The organism is Streptomyces sp. NPDC111744 (assembly GCF_055634995.1).
Genome location: NZ_JBVKCG010000002.1, coordinates 307,256 through 326,463, shown reverse-complemented (window position 1 = coordinate 326,463; position 19,208 = coordinate 307,256). Strand labels below are relative to the sequence as shown.

The following is a 19,208-nucleotide window of genomic DNA, read 5'->3' as shown; positions in this document are numbered from 1 at the left end:
GATGATGCTTTGAATGCCATGTGAGCCGGGTGCGGAAAGGACAAGTCTCGCGATGTCGATCCGAGCGACCGTGAAGTCCGTAATGGGTGAGAAGAATGTGCGGGTGTTGCGACGGCTGAAGCGGCGTATCTCAGGTCGGCCGCCGGTCGGGTCGGCCGAGCCGGCGCCTTCGACCGGGCTCGACGCGATCTCCGGGGATCTCAACAAACTCGCCCAGCACTTCAAGACGGACAAGTGGGGAATACACCGCTACACACAGCACTACCAGCGCCATCTCGGTCACCTGAAGAACGAGTCGTTCAACCTGCTGGAAATCGGCATCGGCGGCTATAACAGGCCAGGTCAGGGCGGTGCCTCGCTACGCATGTGGAAGCAGTTCTTCCCGAAGGCGCAGATTTTCGGAATGGACATCCAGGACAAGTCATTTGTCGACGAGGACCGCATCACGACGTTCATCGGAGACCAGTCCGATCCGTCGTCCCTGAACGCCGTCGCCGACAAGATCGGTGAGCTGGACGTAATCATCGACGACGGCAGTCACCGTAGTCCGCATGTGCTCACGACGTTCGCCACGCTCTTCCCCCGTCTCAAGGACGGTGGCATCTACATCGTCGAGGACACGCAGTCGTCGTACTGGCCCGAATGGCAGGGCAGTGAGGACCTCGAGGCCGCGCACACCAGTATGGGGATGCTGAAGCGGCTGGTGGACGGGCTGAATTACGAGGAATTCGTCGTCGAGAACTATCAGCCGACGTACACGGACCTCAATGTGGTGGCCGTGCACTTCTACCACAACCTGGTGATCATCGAAAAAGGCAGGAATGCCGAGGGCAGTAACAAGCGCAGCGCGCTGAAGCAGCGCTACGCCAAGTCCTGACGCCGCCGCCTACCCGGTGGGGCGAGCCACGGCTCGCCCCACCGGGGCGTGCTCAGGCCCGCAACCGCTCGTAGTACGCCTGGCACTCCGCGTACGTCGGCAGCAGCCCGGACGCCTCGGCCTCCGCCAGCGACGGCGCCTCGGCGTCCTTCTCCGACAGCACCGGCTCGAAGCCCTCGGGCCACTCGATTCCCAGCTCGGGGTCGAGCGGGTTGATGCCGTGTTCACGGCCCGGCGCGTACCCGGCCGAGCACAGGTACACCACCGTCGCGTCGTCGGTCAGCGCCATGAACGCGTGCCCGAGGCCCTCCGAGAGGAACACGGCGTGCCGGTTCTCCTCGTCGAGCCGCACCGCCTCCCAGCTGCCGAAGGCGGGGGAGCCGACCCGGATGTCGACGACGACGTCCAGCACGGCCCCGCGTACGCACTTGACGTACTTGGACTGGCTCGGCGGTACGTCGGCGAAGTGGATGCCGCGCAGCACGCCCCGCCGGGAGACCGAGCAGTTGGCCTGCGCGAGGTCGAGATCGTAGCCGAGGGCCTCGCGGAACTCCGCGGCCCTGAACCACTCGTGGAAGCTGCCCCGGTCGTCGGGGAAGGCCTTGGGCTCCTGGACCCAGGCGCCTTCGATGTTCAGCGGTCGCACGGTTCTTACTTGCCTTCCTGTCGTGCGGGCCTGCCCCGGCCCAGGGCCCTGACCAGTGCGCGGCGCACCGGCAGCGGCAGCCGGCGGGCGAGGCGGCGTGCCGCGCTCGGCCCGGGCTTCGGCTTGGCGGCGGGCTTGGGCGCGGCCGACGCGGGCTTCTTCGGGGCCGACTTGACCACCTTCAGGCCCTCGGGGGAGTCACGGACGACGAGCGGCAGTGTGAAGAAGCGCGGCTCGGTCGCGTCCGCGACCAGGCACAGGGCGAGCCGCCAGCCGCCCTCCTGCAGCGAACGCACCGGCAGCGGGGCGTCCAGCACCGCTCCGCCGCCCCCGGCGGGCGACAGCGTGGCGGGCACCTCGAGCACCTCGGCGGCGGGCTTCGGGCCGGTCAGCCGGACCGACGCCTTGACCTCACCGGCGACATGGAAGGGCAGCACCGCGCGCAGCCGGTCGCCCGCGACGGTGAAGTCCTCCGGCTTGAACTCGCCGAAGCCCAGCCGCTTGCTCGCCAGGTCGACGTCCAGTGCGAAGTTGTCCTTGGCCGTCCAGTACGGCAGCACCCGGCGGCCGCCGACCACACCCGGGGACGGCATCGCGGGGAACGGCTCCCTGGACACCGGGAACAGCCGGTGCTCCCGCGTCCAGCCGCCGATCGTCAGCCGGACGAACGCGTCCCACAGCCCCGGCGGCAGCGCCTGGCCGCTGGCCGCGGTCCCCGGGTCCACGGTGGCCACGGCCCGCACGACAAGGCGGACGCGGTCGGGCTCGCCCTCGGCGGGCAGCGTCTCGCGGGTGATCTCGACCGGCTGGAAGAACTGGGCGTGTGTCTCGCGCTCGCGCACCACCAGGTCGACGTTGGCCTTCGCGAAGCGGGCGGCGGTGCCGCGCTCCAGCCGGTCGACGGCGTCGGCGGCCGACGCCGCCGGGCCGTCGGGCGAGGTGACGGCGGTGTCGGCCGGATAGGTCTTCGGCGCGCCGTCGGCGGTGTACTCGGCGCTGAAGTCGACCTTCAGTGCGCCGCCGTCCCAGGTGACGCTCTCCAGGGCCGTCGACGGGGCGACGGACGCCTCCCACTCGGCGACGGCGAGCACGTCCTCGTACCGGCCGGCCGCGGCCAGCTCGGCGACGACCCGCTGGGCGGGGCCGAGCAGGGCGAACACGGAGGGGCCCATGCGCTCGGCGATCACCTTGTGGATCTCGTCGAAGAGCTCCTTGCGGTAGTCGTCCGGCAGCTTGAGGAACCGCTTGCCGCGCAGCCGCTCGGTCATCTCGTTGTTCAGCCAGCGCCGGAACATCCGGTCGCGCCTGGCGCCGGGCTCGGTGTAGCGCTCGACGACGTCGAGAGCCTCGCGCAGGTTGGCGAAGTAGCCCACCGGGTCGAAGCGCTGGAAGCCGGCGTTGGACGCGTCCTCGCGCTTGATGTGGTAGTAGCAGACGTAGTCGCTGAGCACGGAGATGTTCGAGGCGCGCAGGTACGCCTCGGCGACGAAGACATGGTCTTCCAGACGCCGTCTGCCCTCGGGGAAGCGCAGCCCGATGCGGTCCAGGAAGGACCGGCGCAGCATCTTGTGCGGGGTGAGGCTGTCCATCAGCGGGGCGTTCTCGACGGTGGCCCGCGGGTGGTTGCGCCGGAAAAGCTCCACCGGCACCGGACGGCCCTTGCCGGCCATCTTGCCGATGATCAGATCGGCCTCGTTCTCGACGCCGTAGTCGTACATCCGCTCCAGGGCTTCGTCGCCGAGGAAGTCGTCGTTGTCGACGAACATCACGAACTCGCCCTTGGAGGCCGCGATGCCGACGTTGCGGGGCTTGCCGGACCAGCCGGAGGGCTCCTGGTGGATGACGTGGACGTGCGGGTGCTCGGCGGCGAGCGCGTCGAGCCGGGCCGGGGTCTCGTCGCTGGAGCCGTCGTTCACGAAGATCACTTCGTACTCGTCGCGCGGCAGCGACTGCCGCAGCACCGAGGCGATGCAGTCCTCGATATAGGGCCCCGGATTGTAAACAGGGACGACAACACTGACCTTGACCGGCATCCGGCTTCCTAGCCCCCTGGATAAGCCGTCCGTTTTCCTGGACGGCACGTACATGTGGCCGAATGCTAACCCGGTCTTGGCCTCGGGTGTGTCCCACCCCTTGGTCAAGACCGGGTCGTGAAGGGTCAGCCGGGCGTCAAGACGCCTGCTCAGCCGTGTGTCTTGGCGAGCAGCTCAAGGACCTCGGCGGTGCTGCCGGACTCGCCGAGCCGCGGGAAGATCCGCTCCACGCTGCCGCGGTGCGCCTCGGGGTCGGCGTCGGCCATGGCGTCCGTGGCGAGCGTCACGTGGTAGCCGTGCGCATAGGCGTCGCGGGCGGTGGACTCCACCCCGATGCTGGTGGCGATGCCGGTCAGGACGACCTGGGTGACGCCCCGGCGGCGCAGCTGGACGTCCAGGTCGGTGCCGTGGAAGGCGCTCCAGTTGTGCTTGGTGACGAGAATGTCGCCGTCGTGGCCGGAGAGTTCGGCGACGACGATGTCCCAGCCCTCCGGGAAGGCGAGCCCGCGCGGCTGGCGCTCGGTGCGGCCCGGGACGGCGTCGGCGCCGTCGGCGGCGAAGGACACCCGGACCAGGACCACGGGCAGGTTCTGGGCGCGGAAGGCGTCGGCGAGCTCGACGGTACGGGCCACGACCTCGGCTCCGGAGTGCGGCTGGGTGGGCATGCCCACGATGCCCTGCTGGAGGTCGATGACGACAAGGGCGGTACGCGGGTCGAGGGTGCTCAGAGACATGGGGTGGATCAGGCCTTTCGGGGGGCTTGACGGGGTCGGGGGGGTGAGCCGGGCCAGGGAGCGGTCCGGCAGGGTGATCGCCAGCAGCAGTGCGGAGCCGGCGAGCATGAACAGGGCCAGGCCGTGCAGCCCGCCCGTGTCGGCGCGGTGCGGGTAGAACGCCGCGGTGGCGGCGGAGGCACCCAGCGCGCCGAGGTACATGAAGGTGCGCAGCAGCCCGGCGGCGGAGCCGATCCGCTCCGGTTCGGCCTGCCGGTACAGCGCGTTCTGCGCGGCGAGACCGAGCAGACCCTGCGGTATGCCCAGCAGCACCCCGGTGGCGAGCAGCATCCAAACCGGGCTGTGGGCGTCGAACAGCAGCAGCGCCGCGCAGCCCGCGATCTGCAGCACGGAGCCGACGAGCAGCTTGACGCGGATCGCCTCACGGCGGCCTGTGAGCGTGGAGACGACCAGCGCGGCGACCGACAGCGGCAGCAGCACGAGCCCCGCGGTGGAGGCGCTGAGCCCGCGGCCCTCCTCCAGCCACTGTGTGTAGCCGTACAGGAAGGCGTAGGAGGTGACGCAGCCGAGGAACTGACGTACGTAGGTGGCGATGAGCGGGCCGTTGCCGCCGAGGACGCGCAGGTCGACGAACGGGTCAGGCACGCGCAGTTCCCGGGCCGCGAAGGCGACGGCCACGACCAGGGTCAGGGCCGGCAGGTACCAGCGGTCGAGCCGCGGGTCCATCAGGAAGAGCATCAGGGAGACCAGCAGGACGGCGAATAGGGCCATGCCGGGGAGGTCCATGCTCTGGCGCCGCTCGGCGGGGTCGGCCTTCGGCAGCCACAGGACGCCCAGGACCAGACAGGCCGCCGAGAGCGGCACGTTCACGGTGAACACCAGGTGCCAGCCGCCGGCGCCGATCAGCAGCCCGCCCAGCGTCGGGCCGATCACGGCCACGGTCTGCCCCGACACGGCGAGCGCGGTGAGTACCCCGGCCGGGCTGTCCCGCCCGGTGCGTTCGGCCTCGCTCCTGGTCAGCCGCATCGCCGCCGGGAACGCCGCCGACGTGCCGAAGCCGAGCAGCACCCGGGAGGCGATCAGCACGCCCAGCGAGGGCGCCAGCGCGCCCATCAGGCCGGCCACCCCCACCAGGGCCGTGGCGACGAGGTAGAGCCGGCGCGGCCCGTACACGTCCACCAGCCGGCCGATCACCGGCTGGCCCACGGCCGTCGCCAGGTAGAGCGCGGAGACCAGCCACACCGTCTCGGCGGGCGGCGCGCCGAAGGCGATGCCGATCGGCACCAGGGCCACGGCGATCATCGAGGAGTTGATCGGGTTCAGTACGGAACCCAGGATCATCGGCGCGATCAGCCGCCGGTCGAAACCGGCGGGGGCCGGGCGGGTGTCCTGAAAGGTGCGTCCGGTGAGCCTCGGTATCACGGCCGGGAGAGCCGTTCCAGCAGTTCGAACGCGGTGAGCATGGTCTGGCGTTCCTCCTCGGTGTAGCGCTCCTGGAAGGCGCGGGCCAGCCACTCGTCGCGCACCTGCCGGTTGCCCTCGACCCGGGCCTGCCCGGCCTCGGTGAGGGTGACCAGCTGGCGGCGGCCGTCGGTGGGGTCGGGGCTGCGGCGGATCAGCCCCTGCTGGTCGAGAGCGGCCAGCGTGGTCGCCATCGACTGCGGCCGCACCCCCTCGGCGGAGGCCAGCGCACTGGCCGTGGCGGCACCGTGCTTGGAGACCAGGGTGAGCGCCGACTCCTGGGACGGGGTGAGGTCCGCGTCCTGCGCGACCTCCCGGATACGGCGCCGCAGTCTGCTGAACACCACCCGCAGGTCGCGCGCCCCGCGGCTCGCTGAGTCCGAGATCTGAACCATGCGGCCCACCCTAGAACCGTCAGCAAAAACTGTCCAGCTCAAACTGTTAAGTTCAAGCTGAAGACCTCGCGCGGTCGCTAGGCTGGTCCTGTGCGTCTGCTCCTCACCTCCGACACGCACCTCCCGGTGCGCGCCAAGCGGCTCCCGGACCAGCTCCTCGCCGAACTCCCGCGCGCGGACGTCGTGTTCCACGCCGGCGACTGGGTCGACGAGGCCACCCTCGACCTGCTGGAGAGCCACAGCCGCCGGCTGATCGCGGTGTACGGCAACAACGACGGGCCGGGCCTGCGCGCCCGGCTCCCCGAGGTGGCCTACGCCCAGCTGGGCGGCCTGCGCTTCGGCGTCATCCACGAGACGGGTCCCGCCCAGGGCCGTGAGGCCCGCTGCGCCGCCCGCTTCCCGGACCTGGAGGTCCTGGTCTTCGGGCACAGCCACATCCCCTGGGACACCACGGCCCCCGGCGGCCTGCGCCTCCTCAACCCCGGTTCACCCACCGACCGCCGCCGCCAGCCCCACTGCACCTACCTCACCGCGACCATCGCCGACGACGCCCTCACGGAGGTGACACTCCACCGGCTGCCACCACGCTGACGACGCTCCGGCAGGATGCGGCGATGATCTCCGGCTCCGAGATTCCCGACGCCGTTTTCGCAGGCCGCAACGCCCGCAGCGAGCAGCCCGCCCTTCCGCTGCCGAGCGGTCTTGAGCCGCGGCCGTGGCACGCGGACGACGCCGACGCCCTGCGCGCCGCCGGTCAGGATCCTGCGATCCGGCAGTGGAACTGCTAACCGTCGCCGACCAGGGCCGAGGCGGTCCGACGCATCGAACGCAGACGTGAACGCCGACGTTCCGAGACCGGCGCCGCCTGGGTCGTCGCCCTCCCGGCGAGGTGGCCCTCGGCTTCGTCGGCCGGAACGACGTCGACCACGCGGGCGGCAGCGCCGAGATCGTCCACTGGGTGTTTCCCGAGGCGCGCGGCGGCGGCATCGTCGTGGAAGCGGTACGACGGCTCAGCCGCTGGGCCCCGGACGACCTTGGCCTGCACCGGCTGCGGCTGTGTCACTCGGTGGTCAACCCCGCCGCCTGGCCGTGTCGCGGAGAAGGCCGGATACACCTTCGAAGGCGCCACGCGCGGTGCCCTGCGGCACGTCGACGGCAGACACGGCCAGCGTCTGCACACCGGTGCGGGGGGACGTGTGATCTCCGCCCGACCCGGCGGCGCGGGCTCCCCTGAGGCGTGGGCGTCACCGGTGCCCGGAGGCCCGCCTCCTCCGGCGGAGCCTTGTCGCCAGCCATGTCAACGCGAGCGCCCCGACCGCCACCGCCGCCGCCCGCTTGGCCACCGGCACCCCCGCCGTGCGCAGCAGATCGAGCGGCGGTGCCTCCTCCTCGTCGACGACCGGCTCGCCCGGTGCCTGCTCGGCCAGCCGTTTCGCCAGGCAGGCCGCGAACTGTCCCACCAGCCGGTCGCCCACCTCCGACAGCACCCCGCGTCCGAACTGCGCCGGACGTCCCGTCACCGTCAGGTCGGTGTCGACGGACACCGCCGTACCGCCGTCGCGTTCGGCGAGCGAGCCGGTGACCGTGGCCCTGGCCGTGCCCTGCCCCCGGGTCTCCCGGCCGGTCGCCGCCAGCACCATCCGGTGGGCCGTCTCGTCCTGTTCGTCGAAGACCGCGGTGCCCCGGTAGGTCACCGTGACCGGGCCGACCTTCACCTTCACCGAGCCGGTCACGGTTCTGCCGTCGTAGTCCTCCACGACCGCGCCCGGCAGACAGGGCGCGACCCGTTCGATGTCGAGGAGCGCCCGCCAGGCGTCCTCGACCGGGACGGGGACGGTGAACTCGTGGTGCAGTTCCATGACTCACTCCTCCTGACAGTCAGCGGCCGGCGGCCGCGTGGATGGCCCCGGTGGTCGAGGTCAGTGGCGCGCCGCTGCCGCCCCAGCGCAGGGCGACGATCTCGGCGGCGACGGACACCGCGACCTCCTCGGGCGTACGGGCCCCGAGGTCGAGGCCGAGCGGTGAGCGCAGCCGGGACAGTTCGGCCTCGGCGAGACCGGCCTCGGACAGCCGGGCGCGCCGCTCCTCGTGGGTCTTACGGCTGCCCATCGCCCCGATGTAGGCGGCCGGCCGACGCAACGCCTCCTCCAGCAGCGGCACATCGAACTTCGGGTCGTGGGTGAGGACACAGATCACCGTGCGGTCGTCGGTCACGGCGCCGCTCAGATAGCGGTGCGGCCAGTCCACGACCACCTCGACGGCGGCCGGGAAACGCTTGGCCGTGGCGAAGACCGGGCGGGCGTCGCACACGGTGACCCGGTAGCCGAGGAAGTCACCGATGCGGGCCACCGCCGCCGCGTAGTCGATCGCGCCGAACACCAGCATCCGCGGCGGCGGCGCGAACGACTCCAGGAACACCGTCACCGCATCCTCACGGCGCTCCCCGCGCGGCCCGTAGTGCCTCAAGGCCGAGGCACCGAGGGCGAGTTCGCCGCGCGCGTCCGCGGTGACGGCGACGTCGAGGCCGGTCGCGCCGAGCGTGCCCGCCACCCGGCACGGCCAGACGGTGAGGGTGGCCCCGCGCGGTGCGGGCCCGTCCACCACCGTGGCCACGGTCACCGGTTCGCCCGCGGCGACCGACGCGGCGACCGCGCCGAACGCCGGGTCCGATGCGGCGGTCACCGGCCGTACCAGCACGGTGATCTCACCGCCGCAGGTCAGCCCCACCGCGAAGGCGTCCTCGTCGCTGTAGCCGAAGGTCTGCAGCCGCGGCTCGCCGCTCGCCACGACCTCCTGCGCCAGCTCGAACACGGCGCCCTCCACACAGCCGCCGGAGACGCTGCCCACGACTTCGTCGTCCGGCCCCACCGCCATGGCCGCTCCGGGCCCGCGCGGCGCGCTGCGGCTGACCGCGACCACCGTGGCCAGCCCGAACGGGATGCCGTCCGCATGCCAGCCGGCCAGCGCCGGCAGAATCTCACGCACCATCCGCTCCTCTCGCCACCCGCGCCCCACGCACCACGGACGCCAGCCGCTCCAGCGCCGCCAGGCTGTGCCCCTCGACGAAGGCGTCGACGCTGGGCAGCGCCGCCGTCATCCCGGCCGCCAACGGCGCGTAACCCGGCCGTGCCTTGCGGGGGTTCGCCCACACCACCTGGTGGGCCAGGGCGTGCAGCCGGCGCATCTGCTGCCCGAGCAGTTCGGGATCGCCGCGCTCCCAGCCGTCCGAGAGCAGCACGACGATCGCGCCGCGCGCCATACCGCGCTGACCCCACCGGCCCAGAAACTCCCGCAGCAGCTCGCCGAGGCGGGTGCCGCCGCGCCAGTCGGGCACCGCGGCCGCGACGGCCGCCATCGCCAGGTCGGGGTCGCGGTGCGACAGTTCGCGGGTCACCCGGGTCAGCCGGGTACCGACGGTGAACACCTCGGTGCGGCCCGCACGGACCGCCGCGTGCGCGAACCGCAGCAGCGCGTCGGCGTACGGCCCCATGGAACCGCTCACATCGACGAGCAGCACCACCCGGCGGGGCCGCACCACCCGTGCGTGCCGGCGCAGCAATGCCGGCTCCCCGCCGCGCCGCAGCAACTCCCGTACCGTACGGCGCGGATCGACCTGGCCGCGCCGGGCGGCCCGCCGCCGTGCCGAGCGCCGGGTCTGCCCCTCCAGCGTGAACACGGACAGCAGACGGCGCAGTTGGGCCCGTTCGGCGGCGTCCAGTTCGGTGACGTCGCGGTGCCGCAGCACCTCGGCGGAGCTGGCGAGGGCGGCGGTCGGCGGCCCCGACGGCTCGCTCGCGCCGTGCGCCCGGGGCGCCGCGGCCGCCTCCCGTGCGACGAGCCGCAGCCGGGGTGGAGGAGCGGTACGTGCCGGCTGCCGGGCGGGGGCGCCGGACGGTCCGAAGTATGCGGCGAACACCCGGTCGTAGCGCTCCAGGTCGTCGTGGCCGCCGCACAGCGTCGCCCGCCCCGCCCAGTACACGTCGGAGCGCATCTCCGGCCGCAGGGCTGCCACGGCGCGCAGGAAGGCGTATCCGCGCTCGGTGCTCGCGTCCACGCCCGCCGCCCGCAACGCCCGTACGAAGCCGAGCAGGACGGCGTCCGCCGGCAGCCCGGCCGGTCTCGGCAGCGTCGCGTCCATCCCCGGTCACCCGCCCCGGGCCGCGAGGACCGCCGCGAGATCCATCCCTCGCGCCCGTGCCGTGTCCTCCCGGTATTTGAGCACCGAACCCAGGGTCTGCACGGCCAGTTCAGCGTCCACCTCGCTCGCCCCCAGCGCGTCCAGCGCCTCGGCCCAATCCAGCGTCTCGGCCACACCCGGCGGCTTGACCAGGTCCGCGCCCCGCAGCGCCTGCACCAGCGCGGTGACCTGCTCGGCCAGCCGCGCCGACACCCGCGGCAACCGGCGGCGGACGATGGCGAGTTCGCGGGCGAAGGAGGGATGGTCGAACCAGTGGTAGAGGCAGCGCCGTTTCAGCGCGTCATGCACCTCCCGGGTGCGGTTCGAGGTCAGCACGACCACCGGTGGTTCTTCGGCCCGCAGCGTGCCGAGTTCCGGGATCGTGACGGAGTACTCGGACAGCAGCTCCAGCAGGAACGCCTCGAACTCGTCGTCGGCCCGGTCGATCTCGTCGACCAGCAGCACCGACGGCTGCGTCTGCAGGGCCAGCAGCAGCGGCCGGGCGATCAGGAACCGCCGATCGTACAGCTCGCTCTCCAGGCGGTCCGCGTCGTTCACACCGGCGGCCTCGGCGGCCCTGAGGTGCAGCAGCTGCCGGGGGAAGTCCCAGTCGTACAGCGCCTGCGAGGCGTCGATGCCCTCATGGCACTGCAGGCGGATCAGCGGCGCACCGAGCGCCTCGGCCAGGGCGGACGCGAGCGCGGTCTTGCCCACACCCGCGTCGCCCTCGCAGAACAGCGGCCGGTGCAGCCTCAGTGCCAGGAAGCAGGTGACGGCCAGCCCTTCGTCGACGAGGTACCCCGTCTCCTCCAGGCACGCCCGAACCTGCTCCGGGTCGTCCTTCCGGGTGATCGGCGCTCACCCCATTCCGCCGGCGGTCAGCACCGCCCGCCGGGTCAGCACCCGTGCGAGGTGCTCCCGGTACTCGGGCGAGGCCGACAGATCCTGGGACGGGCGGGTGCCCTCGGCCGCCGCCTCCGCCGCCTGTGCCACGGCCGCCGGGCCGTCGGCACCGGACAGCGCCGCCTCGGCGGCCGTGGCCCGTAGCGGGGTCGAGCCCATGTTGGTGAGCCCGATGCGGGCCTCGGCGATCCGCCCGTCGTCGTGCCGGACCAGCGCGGCGACCCCGACGATGGCCCAGGACTGGGCGACCGCGTGGAACTTCTCGTAGTGGAAACCCCAGCCGTCCGCCTTCGGGATCCGCACCTCCACCAGCAGTTCGTCCGGCGCCAGGGCCGACTGGAGGTAGTCCACGAAGAACTCCCGGGCCGGGATGGTGCGCCGGCCGCCCGGCCCGACGACGACCAGTGCGGCGTCGAGGGCCAGGGCGACCGCGGGCAGGTCCCCGGCCGGGTCGGCGTGCGCCAGGGAACCGCCGAGGGTGCCGCGGTGCCGTACGGCGGGGTCGGCCACGGTGGCCGTCGCCTCCGCCAGCAGTCCGGCGTGCCGGCGCACCAGGGGATCGTGGATGACGTCGTGGTGAGTGGTCAGCGCGCCGATGGCGAGTGTGTCGCCGTCCTCGCGGACGCCGCGCAGCTCCGGGATCCGGCCGACGTCCACGACCAGCTCCGGGAAGGCGAGCCGCAGGCGCAGCAGCGGCAGCAGGCTCTGTCCGCCGGCCAGCACCTTCGCCTCCTCGCCCGCGTCGGCGAGCGCGTGTACCGCCTCGTCGACGCTCGTCGGGCGGGTGTACTCGAACGCGGGGGGAATCATGTGGAACCCTCCTCGTACTGGCCCAGGTCGCCGGACCGGGCGGCCTGCCCGGACTGCCCGGACTGTGCGGGACCGGTCCCGCCGGCCTCCTCGCCCGCCCCGCCCCGGCCGGCGCGGGCGGCCTGCACGGCCTGCCACACCCGGTGCGGCGAACACGGCATCCGTACGTCCTGCACGCCCAGCGGCCGCAACGCGTCCACCACGGCGTTGACCACGGCGGGTGTCGACGCGATAGTCCCGGCCTCGCCGACTCCCTTCACCCCCATGGAGTTCGAGGCCGCCGGGGTCTCCGTCCGGTCGGTGACGAAGTCCGGCAGATCCGCCGCCGACGGCACCAGGTAGTCGGCCATGGTCCCGGAGACGAGGTTGCCGTCGTCGTCGTACACGGCCTCCTCGTACAGCGCCTGCGCGATGCCCTGGGCCAGACCGCCGTGCACCTGGCCCTCGACGATCATCGGGTTGACGACCCGGCCGATGTCGTCGACGCAGACATACGACCTGATCCGGGTCTGCCCGGTCTCCGTGTCGACCTCGACCGCGCACAGGTGGGTGCCGTGCGGGTAGGAGAAGTTCTCCGGGTCGACCACGGTCTCGGCGTTGATGGTGGGTTCGACGCCGTCGGGCAGGTCGTGGCTGGTGAACGTCTCGAAGGCGATCTCCTGGATGGTCTTCCGGGCCTCCGGCGAACCCTTCACCGCGAACACGCCGTCCGTGAACTCCAGGTCCTGCTCGCTCGCCTCCAGGAGGTGCGCGGCGACCTTCCGCGCCTTCTCGACGACCTTCGTCGCCGCCCGGTGCACGGCCTCGCCGCCGACGGACAGCGACCGCGAGCCGTAGGTGTCCATCCCCTGCGGGGCCGACCTGGTGTCGCCGTGCACCACCTCGACGTCGTCGAACGGCACCCCGAGCACGTCGGCCGCGATCTGGCTCCAGCAGGTCTCGTGGCCCTGCCCGTGCGGGCTGGTACCGGTGACCACCTCGACCTTCCCGGTGGGCAGCATGCGGATGCTCGCCGCCTCCCAGCCGCCGGCCCCGTACCTGAGGTCGCGCAGCACCCGGCTTGGTGCCAGCCCGCACATCTCGGTGAAGGTCGACACGCCGATGCCGAGGCGTACGGGGTCGCCGCGCTCGTTGCGCTGCCGCTGCTCGGCGCGCAGATCGTCGTAGCCGAACAGGGCGAGGGCCTTCTCGGTGGCCGCCTCGTAGTTGCCGCTGTCGTAGGTCAGTCCGGCGATCGTGGTGTACGGGAACTCGTCATGCCGGATCCAGTTGCGGCGCCGCAACTCCACCGGATCCAGGCCGAGTTCGGCCGCCAGCTCGTCCATGGTCCGCTCGATGGCGAAGGTCGCCTCAGGGCGCCCGGCACCGCGGTAGGCGTCGGTGGGCGTGCGGGTGGTGAAGACACCGGTGCAGGTGAAGTCGTAGGCGTCCATCTTGTAGATCGCCGGGTACATGAAGGCGCCGAGGAGCGGGATGCCCGGGGTGACCAGCATCAGATAGGCGCCCATGTCGGCGATCAGGTCGACCTTCAGACCGAGCAGCCTGCCCTCGCGGGTGGCGGCCACCTCGATGTCCTGGATCATGCCGCGGCCGTGGTGGGTGGCGAGGTAGCCCTCGGAGCGGGACTCGGTCCACTTCACCGGGCGGCCCAGCTTGCGCGCCACCGCGAGGGCGACGGCCTCCTCGCCGTACACCTGGAGCTTGGAGCCGAAGCCGCCGCCCACGTCCGGGGCGATCACCCGGAGCTTCTGCTCGGGGATCCCGGTGACCATGGCCAGCATGATCCGCAGGATGTGCGGGATCTGGGTCGCCGAGTAGACCGTGTACTCGCCGGAGGCGGCGATCGGGGTGACGACGACCGCGCGCGGTTCCATGGCGTTGGGGATCAGCCGCTGCTGGTGGTATCGGCGCTTGAGGGTCACCTCGGCGCGCTGCCGTACGGCGTCGTAGCTCTCGCCGGTGGCGAGCGGCCAGGTGTAGCAGCGGTTGGTGCCCTTGTCGGCGTGGACCAGCGGGGCGTCGTCCGCCAGCGCGGCTTCCAGGTCGAGGACCGGGGGCAGCGGGTCGTAGTCGACCTCGACCGCCTCCAGCGCGTCGGCCGCCGCGTACCGGTCGCGGGCGACGACCACGGCCACCGGGTCACCCGCGTAGCGCACCTCGTCTACGGCGATCGGCGGGTGGTCGGGGAGCACGATGTCCTCGGTCACCGGCCAGGCGCAGGGTAGCGAGCCCAGCCCCTCGGCGAGATCGGCGCCGGCGAACGCGGCGATCACGCCGGGGCGTTCGCGGGCGGGGGAGACGTCGACGCGGGTGATGCGGGCGTGGGCCATCGGGCTGCGCAGGATGGCGAGGTGGAGCAGTCCGGCGACCTGGATGTTGTCGGTCCAGTTGGTCTGGCCGGTGATCAGCCGGGCGTCCTCCTTGCGCAGCCGGGCGCGGCCGACCTCGTGTGCTGCGGCTTTTACGGCCTGATCGGTCATGCCGTGGCCTCCTCGGGTACCTGTTGCCCGGAGGCGGCGAGCACCGCGCGGACGATGTTCTGGTAGCCGGTGCACCGGCAGAGATTGCCCTCCAGGGCCTGGCGGATCTCGTCGGAGGTGGGGTGCGGGTTCTCGCTCAGCAGATCGCGGGCTGCCATGATCATCCCGGGGGTGCAGTAGCCGCACTGCAGAGCGTGCCGCTCGTGGAACGCGTGCTGGAGCGCTGTCCACTCCCCGTCCTTGGCCAGCCCTTGGACGGTGGTAACCGTGCCGCCGTCCGCCTGGACGGCCAGGACCGAGCAGCTCTTGACGGTGGCCCCGTCCAGGTCGACGGTGCACGCGCCGCAGTTCGAGGTGTCGCAGCCGATCGGGGTGCCGGTCAGGCCGAGTCGGTCGCGCAGATAGTGGGCGAGCAGCAGGCGGGGTTCCACCTCGTCCTCGTAGGGCGTGCCGTCCACGTTCACCTTGATGTGGGTCATGTGCCCTCCAGACCGTGTGGGCAGGAACGAGGGGAAAAGTGGGATGTATGCATCAGAAAGGTGTGATGCACATCACTCTATGACCGGGCTCTGAAGGCGGCGAGCGCTGCGAGGAGAATTTGGTTGAGCATTAATCCATCGCTGTCGCGGGTGGCGTCCTGCTGCACGTCCTTTGACCTGATGACCCGAAGGCTCACCGAGAGAACCACCGATGCGGAGAGCTGCTCGCTGGGCGGAAGCGCCGATCACACCGCGTGATCGACGGCCGTGGTCGAGAGTCCCAGGAGACTCCCACTGCCTTGAACGAACGGCAGCGCGTGCTTCTGGAACGGCTGGCTGCCGGTGAGGAACCCTGGGTCTGGGCGCCGGGGGACTGGCGCTCGGCCTGTGCCCTGCGCGCCCGTGGCCTGCTGACGGTCGGCAGGAGTGGCAGGGAGTTCCACGTACGGTGGCCTCGCTGAGCATGCCGCTCAGAGGAAGCACTCGTCGTCAACAAGATCGACCGGCGCGGCGCCCGGCACGAGGCCGTACCCGCCCAGCTCGCCCGCAGGCCGGTCGTTCCGCTCGTCCCGATGGGTCGGCCCGTCGCGCTCGGCGCCCGCGGCGCCCGCTTCGAGCCCGGTCTCGGCCCGGCTGAGGTGGACGCGCTCGCCGGCCGGACCCGGCGGACCCCTGGTCCACCCGGTGTACGTCGGCTCCGCCGTCACCGGCGCCGGGGTGCCCGCCCTGGAGAGCGCGTTCGACCACTACGCGCCCGTTTCCCATGGAACGGTCCCCGAACGCGCACGGACCGATCATCATCCGCTCAGCTGCAAGGAGTACCTGTTGAACGTGACGGGTCGAGTGAGCGGCTGAGCGACAAGTGCCGGGCAGGTATTCAACTTACTCAGGAGTCAGAAGTATTGACGGTATCCGGAAATCACCGGACTGTAGTGGACATGACTACTATCCGGGCACGTTTGGTCGTTGTCCTGGTTGTCCTCTGCGGATTCCTCGCGGTGGCGGGCACCCCGTCCGCCACCGCGGCCACCCCGTCCGACTCCCTCTGGTTCGACGGCACCTCGATCACCGTGCAGAACGGCCGTTTCGTCGACGGCCAGGGCCGTGAGGTGGTGCTGCGCGGCTACAACGTCTCCGGCGAGACCAAGCTGGAGGAGAACAGCGGCCTGCCGTTCGCCTCAGTCGCGGACGCGAAGAAGTCCGCCACCGCGCTGCGCGCCCTCGGCGGCGGCAACGCCGTGCGCTTTCTGCTGTCCTGGGCGCACGCCGAACCCGCGAAGGGCCAGGTGGACACCGCGTACCTGGCAGCCGTCACCGCGCAGATGCAGGCGTTCCTCGACGCCGGCATCCGGGTCTTCCCCGACTTCCACCAGGACCTGTACTCCCGCTACCTGTTCAACTCGGGCAGCTGGTACACGGGTGACGGCGCCCCCGAGTGGGCGGTGGAGCTGGGTGGCTACCCGGCCGAGTCCTGCGGTATCTGCCTGTTCTGGGGCCAGAACATCACCCAGAACGCGGCCGTCCAGCAAGGCCAGTACGACTTCTGGCACAACAACTACGGCCTCCAGGACGCCTTCCTGGCCGCCGCCCAGACCACCATGGCCTACCTGGCCCAGCATCTCACGTCCGACGAGTTCGCCGGCGTCGTCGGCTTCGACCCCTACAACGAGCCGTACGCGGGCTCGTACGACTCCGGCCAGAACTCCCGCACCTGGGAGCAGAACCTGCTGTGGCCCTTCTACCAGAAGTTCCGGGCCCGGATGGACGCGGCCGGCTGGAGCGCCAAGCCCGCCCTGGTCGAGCCGAACCTCTTCTGGAACGCCAACATCGACACCCAGAAGCAGGAGGGCGGTCTGCTGGACGCGGGCACGCTCGGCTCGCGCTATGTCTTCAACACCCACTTCTACGACCAGAAGGCCATCTCGGGCATCCTGATGTGGGGCAACGCCTCCGACGGCCAGTACAGCACCGACTTCGGCACCGTCCGCGACCGTGCCTCGGCCGCCGGAACCGCGGCGATCGTCAGCGAGTTCGGGCATCCGCTGTCGGGTACGACCACCGGCAAGGCGCCGACCGTCGACAAGGCCATGTACCAGGCCCTCGACTCCCGCCTCCCCGGATCCACCTGGTGGTCCGCCCCGGCCACTTCCGGTCCGGTGCTCTCCGGCACCCAGTGGCAGTGGGACATCTACAACGGCCGCCACCACGAGCTGATGAACGACAATCCCGACAAGGTCCTCACCTCCGGTGACGCCTGGAACGACGAGGACCTCTCGGCCGTCGCCATGAACGAGTCCGGCACGGTGACCCTCCGTCAGGACGCCAGGCTCCTCGACCGGATCTACCCGGGCGCCACCTCCGGCAGCACCCTCGCCTTCACCTACGAGGACCGCTCCCGGGACGGCTCGACGACCCTGACCTGGAACCCGGTGCCCAGCTCGCTGCCGAACGTGGCCGCGCTGGTCGGCTCCGGCCAGTACGCCGTCCAGGTCTGGCGTTCCGGCAGCGCCACCGCACCCACCGAACTCCACCTCCCGGCGTCCTTCCCGACCGCGTCCACCACGGTCGTCTCCGACCTGGGAACCGTCTACGCACCCCCGTCGTACACGTCGTCGACGCCGGTCGCTGTGGCGGCCGAACCGGGTGGCACGGGCAGCCGCCGACTGCTGCTCAGCGACTCGGACTCCGGCGTGCTGCACTACGCGCTGGTGACCAACGGCGCGACCTCGCCCAGCTCCACCCTGCTGAACGCGGCCAGGTCGGAGCTGGCCGCCTGGGTGGCGGGTAAGTTCTGACAGTGCGCTTCGGCCTCCCGAGTGCCAACGCACCCCGGAGGCCGAAGAACCCTGATGATCGGTCAACTTCCGGATGCACCGGTCCAGTCGGCCTGGACATGGCCGAGCCGGACGCGCTGCGGGTGGTCGCCGACCGCGACCGAGGTCACCTTCTCGCCCGTGGCGAAGTCGATGGCCGTCACCTGGTCGGCGCCGCTCTCGGAGATGACGCAGTCCTTGCCGTCACCGCTCACCGTGGCCCAGTACGGGGTCGACGCGGTGATGAGCGGACCCTCCTGCAGGGTGGCCCGGTCGACGACGGTCGCATAGTTGTCCATCGTCCCGGCGACGCACAGCTTGGTGCCGTCCGGCTTCATCGAGATGCCGTGGTGGCGCGAGTCGAGGAGCCAGGTGGTGCGATCCGTGCTGGTGGCCGGGTTCGATGGCAGTGTCTTCACCCGGGTGATCTTGTCGCTGGCGATGTCGTACTCCAGGAAGCCGTTGAAGAACGACACCTGGAAGTACATCTTGGACCAGTCGGGGGTGAAGGCCGCGGGCCGCACCGCGTCCGAGAAGTCCGTCAGCCCGATCGCGTTCAGCCGGTCGCGCATGTCGATGGTCTTGACCTGCTTGTAGGTGGTGGCGTCGGCGACGGTGATGTGCCGGTCGCCCTTGGTCCAGTCCCAGACCGGGTCGTCGAGCGAGGTGGTGACCTCGCCGATCGACATGTTCCAGATGTACTTGCCGTCGGGGCTGAAGACGTTCTCGTGCGGCTTGTCACCGGTGGCGAACTCACCCAGTTCCTTGCCGGTGCCGATGTCCAGCACCTGCACCTTGTTCGCCGTGGACGCCGACACCGCGACCTTGGTGCCGTCGGGGGAGACGGCCATGTGGTCGGCGCGGTAACCGGCCACCGGGAAACGCCAGTTGATCGTGTCGGTGGCCAGGTCGATGGAGACGACATCGGCGAAGCTCGGACGCGAGACGACCACGGACCTGCCGTCCGGCGTGGAGTACATGTCGTCGGCGTACTGGTCGTGGCCCTGCCCGACCTCGTTGCGGATCGACGTGTAGTAGATCCACTTGATGGGGTCGGCGTTGATCTCGGCGATCCTCTGGTCCTTGTCGGGAATGACGTTGATCTGGCCGACCTTGGCGAAGTCGCCGGACGAGTTCAGGACGGTCGCGGTGCCGTCCCAGTTGTTGCCGACGAACAGCACCTCGCGCAGGGAGCCGCCGGACGCAGCGGTGGCGGCGGTCGCGGGCGCGGTGACGGTCAGGACGAGGGCGGCGGCTACGGAGCAAAGGTGCCTGGTTCTGAAGGCAGGCATGACTGCTCTCTCCTCTGATGGGGTGGGGGCGCGCGTGCAGCCAGCGATGACGGAATCTGAACACGGGCGCGTTCAAAACGAACTTACTGAAAAGTAAGGAGGGGGCGG

Annotated in this window: 19 protein-coding genes and 1 pseudogene; 5 read left to right on the top strand and 15 right to left on the bottom strand. The window is 71.1% G+C overall.

Going from position 1 to position 19,208, the window contains the following annotated elements:
- Positions 1–82: 82 nt before the first annotated feature.
- A complete protein-coding gene (locus ACZ7OO_RS05520; RefSeq protein ID WP_471501757.1) occupies positions 83–877 on the top strand; it encodes a class I SAM-dependent methyltransferase in 795 nt (264 codons plus the stop codon).
- Between the two features lie 52 nt (positions 878–929).
- On the opposite strand, the gene rfbC is transcribed toward ACZ7OO_RS05520, so the two are convergent.
- The 5 genes and pseudogenes from rfbC to ACZ7OO_RS05495 form a co-directional block, all read right to left on the bottom strand.
- Positions 930–1,523, bottom strand: a complete 594-nt coding sequence (gene rfbC, locus ACZ7OO_RS05515; protein ID WP_471501755.1) for a dTDP-4-dehydrorhamnose 3,5-epimerase — start codon at positions 1,521–1,523, stop codon at positions 930–932.
- Between the two features lie 5 nt (positions 1,524–1,528).
- Positions 1,529–3,556, bottom strand: coding sequence for a glycosyltransferase family 2 protein (locus ACZ7OO_RS05510; RefSeq protein WP_471501753.1), 2,028 nt, complete (start codon positions 3,554–3,556; stop codon positions 1,529–1,531).
- 149 nt (positions 3,557–3,705) lie between these two features.
- Positions 3,706–4,290 (bottom strand): hydrolase, encoded by a 585-nt coding sequence (locus ACZ7OO_RS05505; protein ID WP_471502340.1) that lies wholly within the window; start codon positions 4,288–4,290, stop codon positions 3,706–3,708.
- Positions 4,291–4,329: 39 nt separating this feature from the next.
- Positions 4,330–5,712: pseudogene (locus tag ACZ7OO_RS05500) on the bottom strand (MFS transporter); the annotation flags it as partial.
- On the bottom strand, positions 5,709–6,146 hold the full coding sequence (locus ACZ7OO_RS05495; protein ID WP_471501751.1) for a MarR family winged helix-turn-helix transcriptional regulator: 438 nt from the start codon (positions 6,144–6,146) through the stop codon (positions 5,709–5,711). The pseudogene ACZ7OO_RS05500 and the gene ACZ7OO_RS05495, both read right to left, overlap by 4 nt.
- Positions 6,147–6,236: 90 nt before the next feature.
- Here ACZ7OO_RS05495 and ACZ7OO_RS05490 point away from each other — a divergent pair, with 90 nt between their 5' ends.
- Both ACZ7OO_RS05490 and ACZ7OO_RS05485 read left to right on the top strand, forming a co-directional pair.
- Positions 6,237–6,737: a metallophosphoesterase family protein gene (locus tag ACZ7OO_RS05490; protein ID WP_471501749.1), complete on the top strand. Its 501-nt coding sequence runs from the start codon at positions 6,237–6,239 to the stop codon at positions 6,735–6,737.
- Between the two features lie 23 nt (positions 6,738–6,760).
- Positions 6,761–6,934: a hypothetical protein gene (locus ACZ7OO_RS05485; RefSeq protein WP_471501747.1), complete on the top strand. Its 174-nt coding sequence runs from the start codon at positions 6,761–6,763 to the stop codon at positions 6,932–6,934.
- On the opposite strand, the gene ACZ7OO_RS05480 is transcribed toward ACZ7OO_RS05485, so the two are convergent.
- The gene (locus ACZ7OO_RS05480; RefSeq protein ID WP_471502386.1) at positions 6,931–7,209 is read right to left on the bottom strand and encodes a hypothetical protein; all 279 of its coding nucleotides are present in this window, start codon (positions 7,207–7,209) and stop codon (positions 6,931–6,933) included. The two genes, ACZ7OO_RS05485 and ACZ7OO_RS05480, sit on opposite strands and share 4 nt — an antisense overlap.
- On the opposite strand from ACZ7OO_RS05480, the gene ACZ7OO_RS05475 reads away from it, so the two are divergent.
- Positions 7,093–7,380 (top strand): GNAT family N-acetyltransferase, encoded by a 288-nt coding sequence (locus ACZ7OO_RS05475; RefSeq protein ID WP_471502338.1) that lies wholly within the window; start codon positions 7,093–7,095, stop codon positions 7,378–7,380. The genes ACZ7OO_RS05480 and ACZ7OO_RS05475 overlap by 117 nt on opposite strands.
- Before the next feature lie 10 nt (positions 7,381–7,390).
- Here the strand turns inward: ACZ7OO_RS05475 and ACZ7OO_RS05470 are convergent, their stop codons facing one another.
- From ACZ7OO_RS05470 to ACZ7OO_RS05435, 8 genes are all read right to left on the bottom strand, one after another.
- Positions 7,391–8,005 (bottom strand): SRPBCC family protein, encoded by a 615-nt coding sequence (locus ACZ7OO_RS05470; protein ID WP_471501745.1) that lies wholly within the window; start codon positions 8,003–8,005, stop codon positions 7,391–7,393.
- A gap of 19 nt (positions 8,006–8,024) precedes the next feature.
- Entirely contained in the window at positions 8,025–9,131 is a 1,107-nt protein-coding gene (locus ACZ7OO_RS05465; protein ID WP_471501743.1) for an XdhC family protein, read from the bottom strand.
- Entirely contained in the window at positions 9,124–10,284 is a 1,161-nt protein-coding gene (locus ACZ7OO_RS05460; RefSeq protein ID WP_471501741.1) for a vWA domain-containing protein, read from the bottom strand. The genes ACZ7OO_RS05465 and ACZ7OO_RS05460 overlap by 8 nt, the downstream gene beginning before the upstream one ends.
- A gap of 6 nt (positions 10,285–10,290) precedes the next feature.
- A complete protein-coding gene (locus ACZ7OO_RS05455) occupies positions 10,291–11,175 on the bottom strand; it encodes an AAA family ATPase (RefSeq protein ID WP_352219219.1) in 885 nt (294 codons plus the stop codon).
- A 6-nt stretch (positions 11,176–11,181) separates the two neighbouring features.
- Positions 11,182–12,036, bottom strand: coding sequence for an FAD binding domain-containing protein (locus tag ACZ7OO_RS05450; protein WP_471501739.1), 855 nt, complete (start codon positions 12,034–12,036; stop codon positions 11,182–11,184).
- On the bottom strand, positions 12,033–14,516 hold the full coding sequence (locus ACZ7OO_RS05445) for a xanthine dehydrogenase family protein molybdopterin-binding subunit (protein ID WP_471501737.1): 2,484 nt from the start codon (positions 14,514–14,516) through the stop codon (positions 12,033–12,035). The genes ACZ7OO_RS05450 and ACZ7OO_RS05445 overlap by 4 nt, the downstream gene beginning before the upstream one ends.
- Positions 14,513–14,995: a (2Fe-2S)-binding protein gene (locus ACZ7OO_RS05440; RefSeq protein WP_352219108.1), complete on the bottom strand. Its 483-nt coding sequence runs from the start codon at positions 14,993–14,995 to the stop codon at positions 14,513–14,515. The genes ACZ7OO_RS05445 and ACZ7OO_RS05440 overlap by 4 nt, the downstream gene beginning before the upstream one ends.
- Before the next feature lie 470 nt (positions 14,996–15,465).
- Complete coding sequence (locus ACZ7OO_RS05435; RefSeq protein ID WP_471501735.1) at positions 15,466–15,702, bottom strand: hypothetical protein; 237 nt, start codon at positions 15,700–15,702, stop codon at positions 15,466–15,468.
- Positions 15,703–15,933: 231 nt separating this feature from the next.
- On the opposite strand from ACZ7OO_RS05435, the gene ACZ7OO_RS05430 reads away from it, so the two are divergent.
- Positions 15,934–17,790, top strand: coding sequence for a cellulase family glycosylhydrolase (locus ACZ7OO_RS05430; protein WP_471501733.1), 1,857 nt, complete (start codon positions 15,934–15,936; stop codon positions 17,788–17,790).
- A 62-nt stretch (positions 17,791–17,852) separates the two neighbouring features.
- Here the strand turns inward: ACZ7OO_RS05430 and ACZ7OO_RS05425 are convergent, their stop codons facing one another.
- Positions 17,853–19,100, bottom strand: a complete 1,248-nt coding sequence (locus tag ACZ7OO_RS05425; protein ID WP_471501731.1) for a YncE family protein — start codon at positions 19,098–19,100, stop codon at positions 17,853–17,855.
- Between the last annotated feature and the right edge of the window lie 108 nt (positions 19,101–19,208).

Bases quoted from the DNA above. Each gene is read 5' to 3' on its own strand.
- ACZ7OO_RS05460 (WP_471501741.1), bottom strand. From the start codon at position 10,284: ATGGACGCGACGCTGCCGAGACCGGCCGGGCTGCCGGCGGACGCCGTC.
- ACZ7OO_RS05425 (WP_471501731.1), bottom strand. From the start codon at position 19,100: ATGCCTGCCTTCAGAACCAGGCACCTTTGCTCCGTAGCCGCCGCCCTC.
- ACZ7OO_RS05430 (WP_471501733.1), top strand. From the start codon at position 15,934: ATGACTACTATCCGGGCACGTTTGGTCGTTGTCCTGGTTGTCCTCTGC.
- ACZ7OO_RS05495 (WP_471501751.1), bottom strand. From the start codon at position 6,146: ATGGTTCAGATCTCGGACTCAGCGAGCCGCGGGGCGCGCGACCTGCGG.
- ACZ7OO_RS05510 (WP_471501753.1), bottom strand. From the start codon at position 3,556: ATGCCGGTCAAGGTCAGTGTTGTCGTCCCTGTTTACAATCCGGGGCCC.
- ACZ7OO_RS05485 (WP_471501747.1), top strand. From the start codon at position 6,761: ATGATCTCCGGCTCCGAGATTCCCGACGCCGTTTTCGCAGGCCGCAAC.
- ACZ7OO_RS05520 (WP_471501757.1), top strand. From the start codon at position 83: ATGGGTGAGAAGAATGTGCGGGTGTTGCGACGGCTGAAGCGGCGTATC.
- ACZ7OO_RS05450 (WP_471501739.1), bottom strand. From the start codon at position 12,036: ATGATTCCCCCCGCGTTCGAGTACACCCGCCCGACGAGCGTCGACGAG.
- ACZ7OO_RS05445 (WP_471501737.1), bottom strand. From the start codon at position 14,516: ATGACCGATCAGGCCGTAAAAGCCGCAGCACACGAGGTCGGCCGCGCC.
- ACZ7OO_RS05440 (WP_352219108.1), bottom strand. From the start codon at position 14,995: ATGACCCACATCAAGGTGAACGTGGACGGCACGCCCTACGAGGACGAG.
- ACZ7OO_RS05470 (WP_471501745.1), bottom strand. From the start codon at position 8,005: ATGGAACTGCACCACGAGTTCACCGTCCCCGTCCCGGTCGAGGACGCC.
- ACZ7OO_RS05505 (WP_471502340.1), bottom strand. From the start codon at position 4,290: ATGTCTCTGAGCACCCTCGACCCGCGTACCGCCCTTGTCGTCATCGAC.